Genomic DNA, 17,094 nt, shown 5'->3' on the forward strand with positions numbered 1-17,094 from the left:
GCTCTTCGCTCCACGCCACCCGCGTTTTAGCTTTTGAGTCGTCTGGTGGTTCTACTCAGCGTCGCCAAAGTACCAGTACCCGGCGTTCACCAGCGCGGCAAGCTGCGCCAGCAGCGACGGGTCGTCCAGCGCTTCGCCGAAATCCTGCAGGCTCAGCGTCTCACGACGCGCCAGCGCCTTCAGCACCTCCGGCTGCGAGCACTCGACGCGCTCGCCGTTGACAAACACCGCATCGCCAAGGGTCAATACGCGCAGGCCGCCAAGACGCGACAGGGTATCGCCCTGCTGCAGCGCATCGTAAATCTCATCGGGCTGATAGGGCGGCTCCGGCGGGGCGACGTCCAGCTCATGACGCGACTGGGAGATGAACTCTCCGAACCAGTTGGCGAAATGCTCCGGCTGGTCAATCACGTCCAGCATCACCTTGCGAATGCCCTCGATCTCCTGCGGCAGGATCTGCGACGGACAGTCGCGCGTCGGCACCTCGGGATCGCTGTAGCGATAGCTGCCCAGCTCGCGCGCCAGCACGTAGTCGGCGAAGCCGCTGATCAGCTCGCGGCCGTTCGGCGCGCGGAAGCCGACAGAGTAGTTGATGGCGTTCTCCAGCGAGTAGCCCTCGTGCGGGAATCCCGGCGGAATATAGAGAATGTCGCCAGGCTCCATCTCTTCATCGATAATGGCGTCGAACGGCTCGACCTGCAGCAAATCGGGGTGCGGGCAGTGCTGCTTCATCGGCACTTTCTCGCCGACGCGCCAGCGACGACGGCCGGTGCCCTGAATAATAAACACGTCGTACTGATCGAAGTGCGGGCCGACGCCGCCGCCCGGCACGGCGAACGAAATCATCAGATCGTCGATGCGCCAGTCGGGTAAAAAGCGGAACGGACGCATCAGCGCCGCCGAAGGCTCATGCCAGTGGTTCACCGCCTGCACCAGCAGCGACCAGTTATTTTCGCCCAGATGATCGTAGCTTTCGAAAGGACCGTGGCTCACCTGCCACTTGCCGTCGTTATGGCTGACCAGACGGCTGTCCACCTCATTTTCCATCGCCAGTCCGGCCAGCTCGTCAGGAGAGATGGGATCGACAAAGTTTTTAAAACCGCGCTTAAGCAGCACCGGGCGTTTTTGCCAGTAGCGCTGAATAAAGTCGGGCCAGTTAAGATCGAGCTGATAGTCCATAGGGTCGTTCCATGCAGGGCTGTAAATGCAGCCAAGTATAACAGCCCGCGCGCCTTTCTACTCGCGGCGATGTTCGACTTCCTGTCGGCGGAAGATCACTTCCATGCGCGCGCCGCCCAGCGGGCTGGAGGTGGCGATAATCTGGCCCTCATACTGCTCCAGAATATCGAGCGCTACCGCCAGCCCCAGCCCCTGGCCGGGCCGCAGCGTATCGGCGCGCTGGCCGCGCACGAAGACGAGATCGCGCTTGCTTTCGGGAATGCCGGGGCCGTCGTCGTCGATAAACAGATGCAGCGCCTGATCGGTCTGCCGCGCGCTCACCTCGATAAACTCCAGGCAATATTTGCAGGCGTTGTCCAGCACGTTGCCTAACACCTCCATAAAGTCGTTTTTATCGCCGATGAAGGTCACCTCCGGCGAGACGTCGAGCGTAATCTCTACGCCTTTGTGCTGATACACCTTGTTGAGCGCCGAACAGAGGCTGTCGAGCAGCGCCGACACCGGATGCAGGTCGCGCAGCAGCGGATTGTGATCCGCCTGCATGCTGGCGCGGTGCAGGTAGTAGCCGATCTGCTGCGAAATACGGCTGATCTGCTCCAGCATCACCGGCTCGGCCTGCTCAATGGTGAGATCCTTGCCGTTACGCAGCGAGCGCAGCGTGCTTTGCAGCACCGCCAGCGGCGTTTTCAGGCTGTGCGTCAGGTCGGAAAGGGTAGTGCGGTAGCGCGTATAGCGCTGACGCTCGTTGCTCAGCAGCAGATTGAGGTTGCGCACCAGGCTGCGCAGCTCCTGCGGCGGCGCATCGTCGAGATTCTCACGCTGGCTGGTTTCCAGTTCGCGTATCTGCGTGGCGAGATGGCCGATTGGGCGCAGGCTCCAGTGCGCCGCCAGCCACAGCAGCGGGATCACCAGAATCAGGTTGGCGGCCAGCACGTAGCTGAACCAGGACCAGACCACGTCCGAATGCTGCAGCTCCTGCGGTATCGAGTCCACCACCACGATGGTCAGCGCGGGCAGGTTGGTGGTGGCGTCATAGCGGTTCACCGCGACGGAGTGGGTAAAGGTGTCGTTACTGTCGTTATCGATGGCGTGCAGCCGCTTCTGCGCTGAGAGATCGTTGCCTATCGCCATGGCGCTGGTGCGATTGCTGGTGTCGATTTCGTAGAAGTCGGGCTTCAGCAGCCACTCATGCTGGATTTTAGCGCGGATCTCCGGCACGTCGCGCTGCTGCCACAGCAGCTTGCCCTGTTCGTCGTAGATAAACACCAGCGTCGGGAAGTTGAGCGTCATGCGCTCCGGCTGCGCGATGGTCAGCTGATTATTTTTCCACTGCGCCAGCGTAAAGAAGAGATTGCTTTCGCCGCGCATCACGCGATAGGTGTTTTTGTCGAAGCTGACCACGTAGCCGATCACCGCTACCATACCGTAGGAGAGCGAGAGAAACAGCACGATAGCGGAGCAGGCCAGCAAAAAGCGGGCGCGCAGCGACAGAGGACGATAGCGTTGAAACCAGCTCATCAGAGATCGAAGCGGTATCCCTGACCGCGTACGGTGGTGATCACTTCATCCGCATGCAGCGCCTGAATTTTTTTACGCAGGCGGCCCATTAGCACGTCGATGGTATGGCTTTCGCGCAGTTCGGCGTCGGGATAGAGCTGCAGCATCAGGGAGTCTTTGCTCACCACTTTGCCCGCGTTGCGGATCAGCGTTTCGACGATGGTGTATTCGAAGGCGGTCAGCTTGACCGGCTGGTCGTGAATGGTCAGCTCGCGGCGCGAGAGATCGACCTGAAACGGCGCCATGTCGATGATTTGTGAAGCGTGCCCGCTGTTGCGACGCATCAGCGCCTGCAGGCGCGCGGCCACTTCTTCAATATGGAAAGGTTTGGTGACGTAGTCGTCGGCGCCCGCTTCCAGCGCTTCGACTTTGGCCTGCCAGCCTTCGCGCGCGGTGAGCACCAGAATCGGCTGCCGTACCGACTGACCGCGCCAGCGGCGGATCAGCGACATGCCGTCTTCATCCGGCAGGCCCAGATCGACCAGCGCGATATCGGGCAGATGCTCCTGTAAAAAATAGTCGGCTTCCTTTGCGTCCTCTGCGGCGTCTACCTGATGGCCCATTTCGCGCAGCTGAACCGCAAGATGATGGCGCAGCAGAGCATTATCTTCCACAACCAAAACACGCATGGCTTTTCCTTACTCTCAGAGCATTTAAGTAAAGATAAAGTATACGCAAAAACATTTAAACAACAGCTTAACGCAGGCGGGTCCGGCCCGCCTGCGTCTGCGCTTATTTCAGATCGTCAACCATCTGCACGGCGCGGCCGAGATAATTAGCCGGCGTCATCTGCTTCAGGCGCGCTTTTTCCTCTTCCGGCAGCGCGAGACTGTCGATAAAGGTCTGCATGCCCGCCGCATCGACGCGTTTGCCGCGCGTCAGCTCTTTCAGCTTCTCGTACGGCTTCTCGATGCCGTAGCGGCGCATCACGGTCTGGATCGGCTCCGCCAGCACTTCCCAGTTGTGATCCAGCTCGTCCAGCAGACGCTCGCGGTTCACTTCCAGCTTTGAAATGCCCTTCAGCGTCGCCTGATAGGCGATCAGCGCGTAGCCGACGCCGACGCCGAGGTTGCGCAGTACCGTGGAGTCGGTGAGGTCGCGCTGCCAGCGCGAAACCGGCAGCTTGCTCGCCAGATGCTGCATCACCGCGTTCGCCAGGCCCAGGTTGCCTTCGGAGTTTTCGAAATCGATCGGGTTGACCTTGTGCGGCATGGTGGAAGAGCCGATTTCGCCCGCGATGGTTTTTTGTTTGAAGTGGTTGAGCGCGACGTAGCCCCAGATATCGCGATCGAAGTCGATCAGGATGGTGTTGAAGCGCGCCATGCAGTCAAACAGCTCGGCGATATAGTCATGCGGCTCAATCTGGGTGGTGTAGGGGTTCCAGGTGATGCCCAGCGAGGTGACGAACTGCTCGCTCAGCTGGTGCCAGTCCACTTCCGGATAGGCGGCGATATGGGCGTTGTAGTTGCCCACCGCGCCGTTGATTTTGCCCAGAATCTCGATTTTGCTCAGCTGACGCTGCTGACGCTCCATGCGGTAGGCGACGTTCGCCATCTCTTTGCCCATGGTCGAGGGCGTGGCCGGCTGGCCGTGGGTGCGCGACAGCAGGGGAATATCGCGGTATTCGTGCGCCAGACGCTTCACCGCGTCAATGATCTGCTGCCAGTAGGGCAGGATCACGTCGCGGCGCGCGCTTTCCAGCATCAGCGCATGCGACAGGTTGTTGATATCTTCGGAGGTGCAGGCGAAGTGGATGAATTCCGATACCGCGTGCAGCGCCGGCACGCTCTCGACTTTCTCTTTGAGAAAATATTCGACCGCTTTTACATCGTGGTTGGTGGTGCGTTCGATGGTTTTGATGCGCGCCGCATCCTCTTCGCTGAAATTAGCGACGATTGCATCAAGGAAAGCGTTTGCGTCAGCGTCAAATGCAGGAACTTCCTTGATCTCTGCGGTGGACGCCAGTTTTTGTAACCAGCGTACTTCAACCTCGACGCGGAACTTCAGCAAACCGTATTCGCTGAAAATAGCGCGCAGCGGGCTGACTTTATCGCCGTAACGACCATCGACGGGTGAGACGGCGGTCAGAGAGGATAATTCCATCAGTGCAACTCCTGAATCGTTAACAGTATGGACTTCGCCAGCTTAATAAGCCGGAGAGAGCCGGGATAAAATGGTTTTCGCTTCGCGCAGCAAACGCTGGCGCGACAGCATCAGCTGAAAGCGGCCGCCGCCGACCTGCTGCCACAGCACGGCGGCGCGAATGCCCGCCAGCAGCGTGGCGCGCACTTTGCTCTGCAGCAGCGGATTCTGCAGCACGGCGGGCGAGCCGGTGACCTGAATGCGCGGGCCAAGCGGGCTGACGACATCGACATAGATCGCCGCCATGGCGCTGGTGATGGTTTCCGAGCCGAGTTCATAGTGCGCCAGCTGGCGATCGAGCTGGCTAATGCGCTGCGCCAGGGTGTCGAGCGCGCTTTTGTTGCCGCTCAGCTTGCGCTCCAGCACCATCATGCTCAGCGTATAGCGCGTCAGCTCCGCGCCCATGCCCTGACGGCTGCTGCTGTTAAGCACCGCCATCAGCGTTTCCAGCCCGAGGCGCAGGTTAGCTTCGTCATTGCCGAACACCGCCAGCGTCGAGCCGGGGTTTAAATCAATTACGCTGCGTAGCGAGACGTTAAGCGCGTCCGGCTGGCACTGGCCCTGATGCGCCAGCTGCTGAACCAGATGCGCCGACTGACAGATGCCCGCCAGCGCCAGCGTAATATCGTAATAATTTTTAGCCACGGTTACTCCTGTCTACGCGTCAGCCATGCCGACTTAGTCTGCGCTCAGCGGCAGGCGCTCTTCGATAATGCCGCCGCCGAGGCACACATCGCCGAGATAGAACACGGCGGACTGGCCAGGCGTTACCGCCGCGACCGGCTCGTCGAAGCGCACTTCGATGCGATCGTCGCCGCGTGGCACGATTTCGCAGGGAATATCCGTCTGGCGATAGCGGGTTTTCACCGTACAGCGCAGCGGGGCGGCGATCGGCTGGCGATCGACCCAGTGCAGCTGCTGGGCGATAAGGCCCACCGACATCAGGCGCGGATGCTCGGCGCCCTGCGCCACGATCAGGCGGTTGCGCGCCACGTCTTTATCCACCACGTACCAGGGATCGTCGTTGCTCTCTTTCAGCCCGCCGATGCCCAGCCCTTTGCGCTGGCCCAGCGTGTGATACATCAGCCCCTGATGCTCGCCGACCACCTGGCCGTCCACGGTCTCAATCACGCCCGGCTGCGCCGGCAGATAGCGGCCGAGGAAGTCGCGGAATTTGCGTTCGCCGATAAAGCAGATGCCGGTAGAGTCTTTTTTCTTCGCGGTAACGAGATCGAGCTGCTCGGCGATGCGGCGCACCTCCGGCTTCTCCAGCTCGCCGACCGGGAACAGGCTCTGGGCGATCTGCTGGTGGCTCAGCGTATAGAGGAAGTAGCTCTGATCCTTGTTGCCGTCGAGGCCGCGCAGCAGCTGGCTTTTGCCGTCGACGTCCGCGCGGCGCACGTAGTGGCCGGTCGCGATGTAGTCCGCGCCGAGATCGTCCGCCGCGAACTCCAGGAAGGCTTTGAATTTGATCTCTTTGTTGCAGAGAATATCGGGGTTGGGCGTGCGGCCCGCTTTGTACTCTTCGAGGAAGTGCTCGAAAACGTTGTCCCAGTACTCTGCGGCAAAGTTGATTTTATGCAGCTTGATGCCGAGTTTGTCGCATACCGCCTGCGCGTCCGCCAGATCGTCCGCGGCAGTGCAATACTCCTCGCCGTCGTCTTCCTCCCAGTTCTTCATGAACAGGCCCTCTACCTGATAGCCCTGCTGCTGCAGGAGCCAGGCGGAAACGGAAGAATCGACGCCGCCGGACATACCGACGATCACTTTTTTCTGGCTGTTGTCAGACATGACGCACTCTTGATTACGATAAAAAAACAGGCGGCATATTCTATCACGCGTCGGCGTGGCGCGCACCCTCGCGAAACGGCCACTGGAACGGCGCGATCAGATGCAGCGGATAGCGCGCGCCCTGTTGCCACAGCCGGACGCTTTCGGCGACCAGCGGCGAACGGAGGTTATCTGCGGCGATAATCTGCTCAGGCGTCAGCCACCAGCAGCGGTCGATATCGCTGTCCTGCGGCGCGGTGGCGCGCTTTTCCGCCAGATCGACGCCAAACAGAAAACGCACAAAAGGCGTATTGTCCGGCGCGATCCACTGCTGGACGCCGAGAAAGTAGCCGAGCGCGCACTCAAGGCCGGTCTCTTCGCGCAGCTCGCGCCGCGCCGCCTCCAGCAGCGTTTCGTCCGCTTCAAGATGACCGGCGGGCTGGTTCCAGGTGGCGCGGCCCTTGACCCGCTCTTCCACCACTAACAGTTCGCCTTCGGCCTGCACGATGCAGGCGACGGTGACATGAGGTTTAAACATCGATCCTCCGGGATTGTTAACCTGACGTTATCGAAAAGCGTGGTGATGCTTACGCCGAAGCGGTTATATCGCGCCACTCGCTCGGCGCTAAGTCGTCGAGCCGATAGTCGCCCATCGCATAGCGGATCAGGCGTAGCGTCGGAAAGCCGATATGCGCCGTCATACGGCGCACCTGGCGGTTGCGGCCCTCGTAGAGCGTCACCTTCAGCCAGCTGGTGGGGATCGCTTTACGTTCGCGGATCGGCGGCTGGCGCGGCCACAGCCAGGCGGGCGCCTCGACCTTTTCGACCCCTGCGGGCAGCGTAGGGCCATCTTTCAGATTAACGCCACCGCGCAGCGCCGCAAGATCCGCTTCCTGCGGCTCGCCTTCGACCTGAACGTAGTAAATTTTGCCGGTGCGCTTGCCGGGCTGCGTCAGCGCCGCCTGCAGCGCGCCGTCGTTGGTCAGCACCATCAGGCCTTCGCTGTCGCGGTCCAGACGACCGGCGGCATAGACGTCGGCGACCGGGATAAAATCCTTTAGCGTCTGGCGGCCGGCTTCGTCGCTAAACTGTGGCAGAACATCGAATGGTTTGTTAAATAATATGACGCGTCGCGGTCCGCGCGCGCGCGGCGGTTTGCGCTGAGCGCCGCGTGGCGCGCGGTCAGGGCGTTTATGATGGTGAATTTGCTGAGAACTTTTTCGCATGAGCTTTGCAGTCGGTGACAATCGGCGCATTATAACGCGAAACAGTGACGATTGGCGCGGCGTAAATATTCAAGTATCATGGCTCCACATCTTACAATTTATTAACAAAACGCCCAGGAGAGGTTAATGGAAAGCAAAGTAGTTGTTCCGGCGGAAGGTCAGAAAATCACCCTGGATCAGGGCAAGCTCAATGTGCCGAATAACCCGATCATTCCTTACATTGAAGGCGACGGCATCGGCGTTGACGTTTCTCCGGTGATGCTGAAGGTCGTCGACGCTGCGGTGAAAAAAGCCTACAACGGCGAGCGCAAAATCTCCTGGATGGAGATCTACACCGGCGAGAAATCGGTAGAGCTCTACGGCCAGGACGTCTGGCTGCCGCAGGAAACCCTCGACCTGATCAAAGAGTATCGCGTCGCCATCAAAGGCCCGCTGACGACGCCGGTTGGCGGCGGCATCCGTTCTCTGAACGTGGCGCTGCGTCAGGAGCTCGACCTCTACGTTTGCCTGCGTCCGGTTCGCTACTACACCGGCACGCCGAGCCCGGTTAAACGTCCTGAAGATACCGATATGGTGATCTTCCGCGAGAACTCAGAAGATATCTACGCCGGTATCGAGTGGAAAGCCGGTTCTGCCGAAGCGGACAAAGTGATCAAGTTCCTGCGTGACGAAATGGGCGTGAAGAAAATCCGCTTCCCGCAGGATTGCGGCATCGGCGTGAAGCCCTGTTCGGAAGAGGGCACCAAACGTCTGGTGCGCGCAGCGATTGAGTATGCGATCACTAACGACCGCGACTCGCTGACGCTGGTGCACAAAGGCAACATCATGAAATTCACCGAAGGCGCGTTCAAAGACTGGGGCTACCAGCTGGCGAAAGAAGAGTTCGGCGCTGAGCTGCTGGACGGCGGCCCGTGGATGAAGATCAAGAACCCGAATACCGGCAAAGATATCATCGTGAAAGATGTGATTGCCGATGCGTTCCTGCAGCAGATCCTGCTGCGTCCGGCGGAGTATGACGTGATCGCCTGTATGAACCTGAACGGCGACTACATCTCCGACGCCCTGGCGGCGCAGGTCGGCGGCATCGGTATCGCACCGGGCGCGAACATCGGCGACGAATGCGCGCTGTTCGAAGCGACCCACGGCACCGCGCCGAAATATGCCGGTCAGGATAAAGTGAACCCAGGTTCCGTGATTCTGTCCGCGGAGATGATGCTGCGCCATATGCAGTGGTTTGAAGCGGCCGACCTGATCGTTAAAGGTATGGAAGGCGCGATCGCCAACAAAACCGTGACCTATGACTTCGAACGTCTGATGGAAGGCGCTAAACTGCTGAAATGCTCAGAGTTTGGCGACGCTATCATCGAAAATATGTAATATGCCTCTCTCCGATCGTCCCTGCGGCGATCGGAGTTTTCCTCGCCGCGCGTTTTCCTGATGCCTTCAACCGTTCTCATTCAACCTCTCTTTATTTGCATTTGCGTCTGCCGCCCTGTCACAGCACTGAATGATCGCCTGCGCGCCGCGTCATAGATCGTCCCCCTTGCCAGCGCTTAAGACAGGCTCGCTAAGACAGGCTCGCTGATGTGCGCCTTTTACATTTCGCTGTGCTCATTCTGGACTCACTTTGACCCGGCAGCGCACATAGCGCCTTGTTGCGGCAAATGGGCCAGGAATAACATCGCCAGACGACAATGATGTTCGATGATAAAGGGAGACAGGGAATGAAAAGAAACAGACTGGCGGCGCTGTTAATGGCGCTGAGCGCGACGGGTACTGCCGGCGCATCCGCACCGCACTGGAGCTATGAGGGCAACGCGGGGCCGGCGCACTGGGGCGAGCTGGCGGCGGATTATCAGACCTGCCATAACGGCAAGTTCCAGTCGCCGATCGATATTAAAAATGCGATCAACGGCAGGCTGCCGCCGCTGCAAATGGAATTTCATACCTCGGCCGAAACGCTGGTGAACAATGGGCACACCCTACAGGTCAGCGTTAATGACGAAGATGATTTCAGGCTCGACGGCGACATCTTTCAGCTCCGGCAGTATCACTTCCATACGCCCAGCGAGAACCAGATAGCAGGCCGCAGCTTTCCGCTGGAGGCGCATTTTGTTCACAGCAATGCAGCAGGCGAGCTGGCGGTGGTGGCGGTGATGTTTGATATCGGTAAAGAGAACCCGGCGCTTATTCCGATTCTGGCTGCGATACCGTCGCAGCTAAATCACGTCGTGGCCGTCGACAAGCAGGTCGATCTCCGTCCGCTCTTTCCTGCCGACCTGCACTATTATCGCTTCAGCGGCTCTCTGACGACGCCGCCCTGCAGCGAAGGGCTGCGCTGGCTGGTCATGAAACAGCCCGTCACGCTGTCCGAGGCGCAGCTGGAAGCTTTCCACCAGGCGCTGAAGTCGAGCAATAACCGGCCGCTGCAGCCTTTGCACGGGCGCTTAGTCGTGGAATAACGCGCTTTTCTCGGCGTTAATATACCGTTTTACGCTGTGCAGAATAATTGGTTACGTTCTTGCAACTAATCTTCTTATTTGAGAGGGGTGGCGAAAAAACGAGCCAGCCAAAATTGACTGAGATCATAAAGTAAAACGGCCGGTGCATTAATATAGCGGCGTGTGTTGTTATGTGACCCGGCTCAACAACCTCATCAAAATGTAATCTTTGTATTTTTGGCTTTTTAAAATTTACCCTGTTTATTCAGGGTATTTTTTTTGCCGATTTTCAGGCCTGCAAAAAAGCAGGGGGGAGTTGACGATCGGTTGAGATTATTTAATCCCAAAGGCCAGTCAGTATTAGTCTTTTTTTATATTGGCGGGGCGGCAATTTCCGTCCGCCATTAACACGGTAAGAAACCAGAGGTAGATGATGTTAAAAAAAACTGCGGCTGAATTTTTCGGCACGTTCTGGCTGGTATTCGGCGGCTGCGGAAGCGCGGTGCTTGCCGCTGCCTATCCGCAATTAGGCATCGGATTCGCCGGCGTGGCGCTCGCATTTGGTCTGACGGTATTGACCATGGCCTATGCAGTCGGACATATCTCCGGCGGCCATTTCAATCCTGCGGTCACGCTGGGGCTGTGGGCGGGTGGTCGCTTTAGCGCGAAAGGCGTTGTGCCTTATATTATCGCGCAGGTTATCGGCGGGATTGCGGCGGCTGGCGTTCTTTACCTTATCGCCAGCGGCAAAGCGGGCTTCGACGTCACCGCCAGCGGCTTCGCCTCTAATGGCTTCGGCGAGCATTCGCCAGGCGGCTATTCTCTGCAGTCTGCCGTTATTATCGAACTGGTGCTGACCGCGTTTTTCCTGATCGTTATTCACGGCGCGACCGATAAAAAAGCGCCGGCGGGCTTTGCGCCTGTCGCGATCGGCCTGGCGCTGACGCTGATTCACCTGATCAGCATTCCAGTAACCAATACCTCAGTTAACCCGGCGCGCAGTACGGCGGTTGCGCTTTTTCAGGGAACCTGGGCGCTGCAGCAGCTCTGGCTTTTCTGGCTGGTGCCGATTATCGGCGGCTGCATCGGCGGGCTTATTTACCGCTTCCTTTTGCAGAGTGAAGATTAATTGTCACGCTGTCGAACGCGCCGTTAAAACCTCGCCATCTGGCGGGGTTTTTTATCTGCTCAATTTAATCGGGCAGGGGACAATTAGCGCTGCTGGAAAAGCCCGCCACATGCAGAGATTACGTACCAGTCAATAACAGAACAGACGGCAAACGCGCCGCGAAAATAGACTTTTCGCTATTTTATCGGCGGCCCAGCATAAAGAATGCTACTCTTTACATTCTGGGTACGTTGTCATGAACGCAGGAAAACCCGCTGCGACGTTACATTCAGGCGTCGCTTACGTTTAGGCATGCATGAGTGTCTTTAAAACAGCGTTAGCTGATCGAGACACTTATGAAAGAAGGTTTTTACTGGGTCCGGTCGGGAAGCGAGCCTTTGCAGGTCTGGTACTATCTGCCTCAGTTCGGCTGGTACCGGCCGCAAAGCGCTATCCCGATGACGACGACTTATTTCCGCCAGATGGCCTTTGAAATAATCGGCGAGAGATTATCGCCGCCATCCTCTCTTGATACGCCAAATAAGCTGCCGTGATCGCCTAAAGCGAAACGGTAAAAGCGAAGCGGTGGAAGTGTAAATTTCCCTAAGAAAGCAGCTTTGTTTGATTGAAAGCAAAGTCATGCGTGGCGTATATCAGCTTAAATACGAAATGGCTTTTTTGAACACTCATCTTTTATCCGCTTGCATTATAATACTCAGGTCCGGCTAATATCCGGGCGCGTGCATTAATTATTATCAGGTGAATGAAGTGAACTATAAGCAGTTTGAAAACAAACTTGAATCCTGGGGAAAAATCTCTTTTACCGCCATTATATACAGCAAATATGGCGTGGATTTTGAAGTGTATGCTATTGACGAACACAGCAATACGAAAAGTCGCATCTTTCTCTGCTATGCCGAAAATGAAGCGGACGCGCAAAAAATGGTGGACCAATATTCTGTGTGGCTGGCGAAGTTCAACAGCCTTGCGCGCAAGCGTCTCAGCAGCGAACAGGCGATGAAGGAGGCGCTGCTGTAGCAGGCGTAGCGGCGTCTGTGTCGCTACGCAATAAGGCGTGTCAAACCGGCGCCGATGCCGCCTTTCTGCGTTGCCGTCGTCTGCCTGTTGCGGCTTTCGGCGCAGCAGGCGGCACGCTAAGGCATTCTTGCCAAACAAATTTACTTTTAACTTGCTTAAGTAGGGTGGACATGCGTTAATAGTCCGTCGGTCTGATTAGCAGACAGTTTCAGAGTTAGTTCATATTGTATTTCTCATCTCAGTTAGTGCCGCTTCAAGCCTTTCTTTTTGAGTCTACCTCAGGTTCTGATTTATTTCTGCAATTCAGCCTCTTATGCCGAAAGGCGAACTAAAAAGGTCATATATTATGTCGAATAAAATTTTTGGAACCGTAAAGTGGTTTAACTCAGAAAAAGGTTTTGGTTTTATCTCTCCGGAGAATGGCAGCAAGGACGTTTTCGTCCACTTCTCTGCTATCCAGGGCACTGATTACCGCTCGCTTGACGAAGGTCAGCGCGTTGAGTTTTCTGTTGAGCAGGGGCCGAAGGGTCCGTCAGCAGTAAACGTTGTAGGGCTTTAATATTAGCCTTTCAGCCAGACGCTTTCGATGCCCGTGCTGCCAGAGCTCTCAGTATCGTGTCTCTGCGTTCGATCAGTGCAAAAGCAATCCCCATGGCGCAAAATGCATTTTTTGCAAAACCGCGATGATCCTTGCTGACATATTCGATCGTTAACCGTTTCGCCGCTGTCGCGCAGGCCCTGCAGACAGGGTGAAAAGCCGTGCATCAGCTTATTAAGGCATCCTTCGGGATGCCTTTTTTATTGCCGCAACAGCAGGCATGCCCCATCGCGTCAGACCTCAAAAAAAAAGCCCCCAAAAGGGGGCAAGGGGTTGGAGTAACAGCCGCTCAGTAAGCATTGTGGATTTCATTACCGAGCCGCTTAAATATAGCTAACGCCAGCGATTATCGCCTGTCTGAAGGGTAATATTATAAATTTAGAGTTCTAATTATTAGATCCCTGAGAAAGCGGAACGATTGAATTATAGCGATTTTTTTTGTCTGAAAACGATTACTAAGAATGGTCTGCAACTCATATCTGACAGATGTGATAACTGGGCTGTTCTGGATGGGCCATTATTTCCTGTTGAGCAGCGCCTGCAGCGGTCACGCCGCATACAGCCGGGGAAGAGGCAGAGAAGAGCGACGTCGAAACTTAGCAACGCGAAATAAAAAATACCCCCGCAATGCAGGGGAGAGTCATATTGGATATAAAACGGACTCGTAGAGCAATATCTCTGGTGGAGGCTTGGGCTCAGAATTCATTTTAAGCATAACATAGTTAATAAACGCCGCCACTGATTTAAAAATAAATAATTACCTGAATATCTAACGGTTAGATCTCTACCTTTCTCGCGCTCTCCGTTATTTAACTGCCATTAATATAGCGATTTAGTCACTCTTTTTTAAGAAAGAGAAAGGCGCTGCTTTATATCCTCAAAGAGGGTTGTTCCCCTCTGCAAGGCAAAAAAGCCCAGGTCTGTTTTGACCGGGCGATGAAAAATTTAACAATCAGGGCATCGAAAGCGATTCGGAAAATGAGGGAGAAACCGCATCGCGGCGTCACTGGCAGATAAAGCAAAAGACAATGTGAAAAATAGTCGAGAGGGTGGCAAACACAGGGCGGGCCAGAGCACATTTTTCTCTGCGGCGCGGCGCTCATATTATCGCCATATCAGTTTGAATTAAGGCGATATTTTGCTCATGAAACAGATTAACCGCCCAGCCTTACAAAAAATAATCCCTTCAGCGTCAGTGGGTTCACCATTTTTATCACCGCTGCGCCTTGATTAAATCATGAGTTTGATATTACTGTATTTATATACAGTATCCAGAAGAAGGAGTCTTTCTCATGAAGTTATATCGCCCCGCGGAAGTCCGCGACCTGCTGCCTTTGCCGCTTTACATTGAGCGCGTGCCCTGCGGTTTTCCGTCGCCGGCGCAGGATTACATCGAAAAACGTATCGACCTGAATGACCTGATGGTGCAGCACCCCAGCGCAACCTATTTTCTCCGCGTCAGCGGCGATTCGATGATCGAGGCGGGCATCTGCGAAGGGGATATGATTGTCGTCGACTCCTCTCTTAAGGCGAAGCACGGCGATATTATCGTCGCCGCCATTGATGGCGAATTTACTATTAAGCAGCTTCGTATCCACCCCTCAGTGCTACTGATGCCGGCCAACAGCAAGCATAGCCCAATCCCTATCAATACCCCCGAAGGACTCCAGGTCTTCGGCGTTGTGACCTACGTTATTAAATCGACGCACTGATATGTACGCGCTGGTCGACGTAAACAGCTTCTACGCCAGCTGCGAAAGCGTTTTTCGCCCCGACTTACGCGGCGTGCCCGTTGTGGTGCTCTCCAGTAACGATCTAAGCGGTGAGAAACGTTAGTTAACCCTATGCTGTTCACATCATCTTATTACTGATGGTGTGAGGCGTGATTTGAGGTTTGTATTTGCAACAAAAGAGCTGACCCTGGCTGGCCGTTCATTTGAGGGATTTCCATTAACTGGATGAGATGAATGGCCAGTTCAGCTGACACAATCTTTCCTTTGGCACAACCTTATCGAGTCATGGGGATCGCGAAGCACTCTTAGCTGGGATAAGCTGCGCGCGCCAGGGGTACGCCGCTGGGAAACCGCTAAAATATGAGGATAATCCCGTGAAATCTGCAGTAATTAATGGCATTTCAAGATTCTGCGCAGAGCTATAGCTGCCGCTCAGTGGAACGAAAACCGACGTTAAGAGATTTTGGTAATGAGAGTGTGAAAAAAATATAGGGAATACCTTTGGGGGATTTTTATATTATTGATCCAAACTAAAGTTAGATTTTTCAGGGGTGAATAAAATACAGCCTTTATCAAACATAAGGATATACTGATGCCAATTCCTGCAAATATGTAGCTTAAGGACGACGGCGGCGCGGACATCAAAGGGTCTGTGGATGTTCAGGATCGTGAAGGCAGCATCGAAATTATTGGATTATCTCACGGTTTAACTCTGCCTGTTGATAGCGCTAGCGGTAAAATCACCGGCACGCGCCAGCATTCATCTATGATGCTTGAAAAAGAAATTGACAGCTCCTCTCCCTATCTCAACAGAGCTGCAGCTACGGGGCAGGCACTGCAAAGTGCTGAAATCCGTTTTTATCGAATCAATGACGCAGGGCAAGAAGTCTGCTATTACATCATCCTTCTGGAAAATGTAAAAGTCACAAGTGTAAACACTTCCATTCCTAATACTAAGCTATCCAGTTCACAGCTTAATCATGTAGAACACGTCAGCCTTAATTATGAAAAAATAACCTGGCACTATGTGGACGGCAATGTGAAATTTGCTGATGCATGGAATGAGCGCAAGACGGTCTAAAACATGCGCCCTTAGCGGCGCATTTTTCTGACAATCCACATTGAGAGCAGATATCCCACGACCGCGAACGCGAAAGAACCTGTCACCCAGGTCAGCACCCATAAATCGTCGAAGTTCTCCTGGCTGGAATACCCATGCACCCATTGCGCGAAACGCTCAGAAGTATGCAGACTGATGAATGATTCTGGGTATATCAAGCATGAACCAAACCAGACTAGCGCGGCAAACCAGGCGGTTTTTACCAGCCTACGGGCAAGTGTTATAGCCATTGTTGACCACCTCGATCATTCCGTATGCTTTCAAATTTTTCATACAGGGAACATCAATCAGCGTGGTGGCCAGTAAAGCGTTGCGCAGTGTGCGAAACTCGGCATTGCTTACCAGGGTTATGCAGCCATCGGACAGCACGCCCGGATGCAATCTGAAATGCTCACGTTTAATCCCTTCTATCCAGAGTGAATCATTAACGCTCCAGTTGTCCGGGTATAGTGCAAACCATTCATCACGTCTGAAACTCCGCGCCACTGGCATGCTGGTTGTACGTGTCTTTAACCCAGGCAATCGCCTTTGAGATTTTACCGCCACTTCCACGATTCACAATCCAGTAATTCCCTTCAGGAAGGGGGCCATCTCCGGCTTCCTTTCCCGAATATTTGCCACATCCTCCCCGGTTTTTATAAGCACCATTGCCAGAGAATGCCATGAAAGTACCTACGCCGGGAAAAGTTAGCGGCGCTATATCTGCTCCGTTTAGTAAAAACCTTCCATATAACGCCATGTAAATTCCTCCTTAAATTTACGAATATGTATTGTGCTAGTGAATGGCAAAAAATGAATTGAGCTGAAACAAAAGAATTTTTATTTTCGCCCCATGCCCAAAACATGGGTTAAGTCGGTTTTCGCTCCACTAGACGTCAGCCCCGTCTAACCATGCACCGCAGGAATAAAAAAGCCCGCTTGCGGCGGGTTTTAAGGCTATGCGTGGGCCTGGTACAGCTGCGTTACGCGGTAGTCATAGATGCGCGCCAGCTTTTCGAGCATCGCCTTTTGTGGCTTCGCCCTTTTCTCCATGTTTGAAACGCACCGGGGGTAATACCCAGCGCTTCAGCGACATACTCTTGCGAATCGTCTCATCGTCATTGTCAGAATTTAGTTATTTGGTTATGTATTTAATTTTGGCGGCATAAATAACTGTGTGTGGCATGGCGATGGCGGCATCAC

General features: G+C 55.1%; 20 protein-coding genes and 1 pseudogene. 10 read left to right on the forward strand and 11 right to left on the reverse strand.

The genetic code is table 11. The features are described 5' to 3' along the window. Nucleotides 1–51: 51 nt before the first annotated feature. The 8 genes from AC6I7Z_RS08005 to rluE all read right to left on the reverse strand — a co-directional run bounded on the left by AC6I7Z_RS08005 (nt 52) and on the right by rluE (nt 7,904). Complete coding sequence (locus AC6I7Z_RS08005) at nt 52–1,179, reverse strand: ribosomal protein uL16 3-hydroxylase (protein WP_497813785.1); 1,128 nt, start codon at nt 1,177–1,179, stop codon at nt 52–54. Nucleotides 1,180–1,236: 57 nt separating this feature from the next. Continuing rightward, nucleotides 1,237–2,697 carry a two-component system sensor histidine kinase PhoQ gene (phoQ, locus tag AC6I7Z_RS08010; protein WP_497813786.1) on the reverse strand — a complete coding sequence of 487 codons (1,461 nt, stop codon included), beginning with the start codon at nt 2,695–2,697 and terminating at the stop codon, nt 1,237–1,239. Beyond that, nucleotides 2,697–3,365, reverse strand: a complete 669-nt coding sequence (gene phoP, locus AC6I7Z_RS08015) for a two-component system response regulator PhoP (protein ID WP_033747880.1) — start codon at nt 3,363–3,365, stop codon at nt 2,697–2,699. The genes phoQ and phoP overlap by 1 nt, the downstream gene beginning before the upstream one ends. Before the next feature lie 103 nt (nt 3,366–3,468). Continuing rightward, nucleotides 3,469–4,839 carry an adenylosuccinate lyase gene (gene purB, locus AC6I7Z_RS08020; protein WP_048784113.1) on the reverse strand — a complete coding sequence of 457 codons (1,371 nt, stop codon included), beginning with the start codon at nt 4,837–4,839 and terminating at the stop codon, nt 3,469–3,471. 42 nt (nt 4,840–4,881) lie between these two features. Then, entirely contained in the window at nt 4,882–5,523 is a 642-nt protein-coding gene (gene hflD, locus AC6I7Z_RS08025) for a high frequency lysogenization protein HflD (protein WP_434125330.1), read from the reverse strand. Nucleotides 5,524–5,556: 33 nt separating this feature from the next. Then, nucleotides 5,557–6,669, reverse strand: a complete 1,113-nt coding sequence (gene mnmA, locus AC6I7Z_RS08030) for a tRNA 2-thiouridine(34) synthase MnmA (RefSeq protein WP_497813787.1) — start codon at nt 6,667–6,669, stop codon at nt 5,557–5,559. A 43-nt stretch (nt 6,670–6,712) separates the two neighbouring features. Then, nucleotides 6,713–7,186, reverse strand: coding sequence for an NUDIX domain-containing protein (locus tag AC6I7Z_RS08035; RefSeq protein WP_497813788.1), 474 nt, complete (start codon nt 7,184–7,186; stop codon nt 6,713–6,715). 49 nt (nt 7,187–7,235) lie between these two features. Continuing rightward, nucleotides 7,236–7,904: a 23S rRNA pseudouridine(2457) synthase RluE gene (gene rluE / locus AC6I7Z_RS08040; RefSeq protein ID WP_497813789.1), complete on the reverse strand. Its 669-nt coding sequence runs from the start codon at nt 7,902–7,904 to the stop codon at nt 7,236–7,238. Between the two features lie 96 nt (nt 7,905–8,000). Between rluE and icd the strand changes: the two genes are divergently transcribed. The 10 genes and pseudogenes from icd to AC6I7Z_RS08090 all read left to right on the forward strand — a co-directional run bounded on the left by icd (nt 8,001) and on the right by AC6I7Z_RS08090 (nt 15,873). Then, nucleotides 8,001–9,251, forward strand: coding sequence for an NADP-dependent isocitrate dehydrogenase (icd, locus tag AC6I7Z_RS08045; RefSeq protein ID WP_497813790.1), 1,251 nt, complete (start codon nt 8,001–8,003; stop codon nt 9,249–9,251). Nucleotides 9,252–9,598: 347 nt separating this feature from the next. Continuing rightward, complete coding sequence (locus tag AC6I7Z_RS08050; RefSeq protein ID WP_497813791.1) at nt 9,599–10,336, forward strand: carbonic anhydrase; 738 nt, start codon at nt 9,599–9,601, stop codon at nt 10,334–10,336. A 412-nt stretch (nt 10,337–10,748) separates the two neighbouring features. Further along, complete coding sequence (gene aqpZ, locus AC6I7Z_RS08055) at nt 10,749–11,444, forward strand: aquaporin Z (protein WP_497813792.1); 696 nt, start codon at nt 10,749–10,751, stop codon at nt 11,442–11,444. Nucleotides 11,445–11,779: 335 nt separating this feature from the next. After that, nucleotides 11,780–11,977, forward strand: a complete 198-nt coding sequence (locus AC6I7Z_RS08060; protein WP_497813793.1) for a hypothetical protein — start codon at nt 11,780–11,782, stop codon at nt 11,975–11,977. Nucleotides 11,978–12,191: 214 nt separating this feature from the next. Continuing rightward, nucleotides 12,192–12,461, forward strand: a complete 270-nt coding sequence (locus AC6I7Z_RS08065; protein ID WP_497813794.1) for a hypothetical protein — start codon at nt 12,192–12,194, stop codon at nt 12,459–12,461. A gap of 346 nt (nt 12,462–12,807) precedes the next feature. Continuing rightward, nucleotides 12,808–13,020 (forward strand): transcription antiterminator/RNA stability regulator CspE, encoded by a 213-nt coding sequence (gene cspE, locus AC6I7Z_RS08070; protein WP_120452131.1) that lies wholly within the window; start codon nt 12,808–12,810, stop codon nt 13,018–13,020. A gap of 1 nt (nt 13,021) precedes the next feature. Next, nucleotides 13,022–13,174, forward strand: coding sequence for a cold shock small protein YmcF (gene ymcF, locus AC6I7Z_RS08075; protein ID WP_497815415.1), 153 nt, complete (start codon nt 13,022–13,024; stop codon nt 13,172–13,174). A gap of 1,177 nt (nt 13,175–14,351) precedes the next feature. Beyond that, entirely contained in the window at nt 14,352–14,771 is a 420-nt protein-coding gene (umuD, locus tag AC6I7Z_RS08080; RefSeq protein ID WP_497813795.1) for a translesion error-prone DNA polymerase V autoproteolytic subunit, read from the forward strand. 1 nt (nt 14,772) lies between these two features. Further along, nucleotides 14,773–14,874 (forward strand): annotated as a pseudogene (locus tag AC6I7Z_RS08085) (Y-family DNA polymerase); the annotation flags it as partial. A 558-nt stretch (nt 14,875–15,432) separates the two neighbouring features. After that, the gene (locus AC6I7Z_RS08090; protein ID WP_497815416.1) at nt 15,433–15,873 is read left to right on the forward strand and encodes an Hcp family type VI secretion system effector; all 441 of its coding nucleotides are present in this window, start codon (nt 15,433–15,435) and stop codon (nt 15,871–15,873) included. Nucleotides 15,874–15,884: 11 nt separating this feature from the next. Here AC6I7Z_RS08090 and AC6I7Z_RS08095 read toward each other — a convergent pair whose 3' ends face one another. From AC6I7Z_RS08095 to AC6I7Z_RS08105, 3 genes are read right to left on the reverse strand one after another with little or no spacing between them, the layout of a single operon-like run. Beyond that, nucleotides 15,885–16,142: a hypothetical protein gene (locus AC6I7Z_RS08095; protein WP_497813796.1), complete on the reverse strand. Its 258-nt coding sequence runs from the start codon at nt 16,140–16,142 to the stop codon at nt 15,885–15,887. Further along, nucleotides 16,120–16,404: a tlde1 domain-containing protein gene (locus AC6I7Z_RS08100; RefSeq protein WP_497813797.1), complete on the reverse strand. Its 285-nt coding sequence runs from the start codon at nt 16,402–16,404 to the stop codon at nt 16,120–16,122. Before AC6I7Z_RS08100 ends, AC6I7Z_RS08095 begins: the two co-directional genes overlap by 23 nt. After that, a complete protein-coding gene (locus AC6I7Z_RS08105) occupies nt 16,376–16,651 on the reverse strand; it encodes a tlde1 domain-containing protein (protein ID WP_497813798.1) in 276 nt (91 codons plus the stop codon). Before AC6I7Z_RS08105 ends, AC6I7Z_RS08100 begins: the two co-directional genes overlap by 29 nt. Nucleotides 16,652–17,094: the final 443 nt, after the last annotated feature.

The organism is Pantoea sp. X-Soil-MYKO-1289 (genome assembly GCF_059730625.1).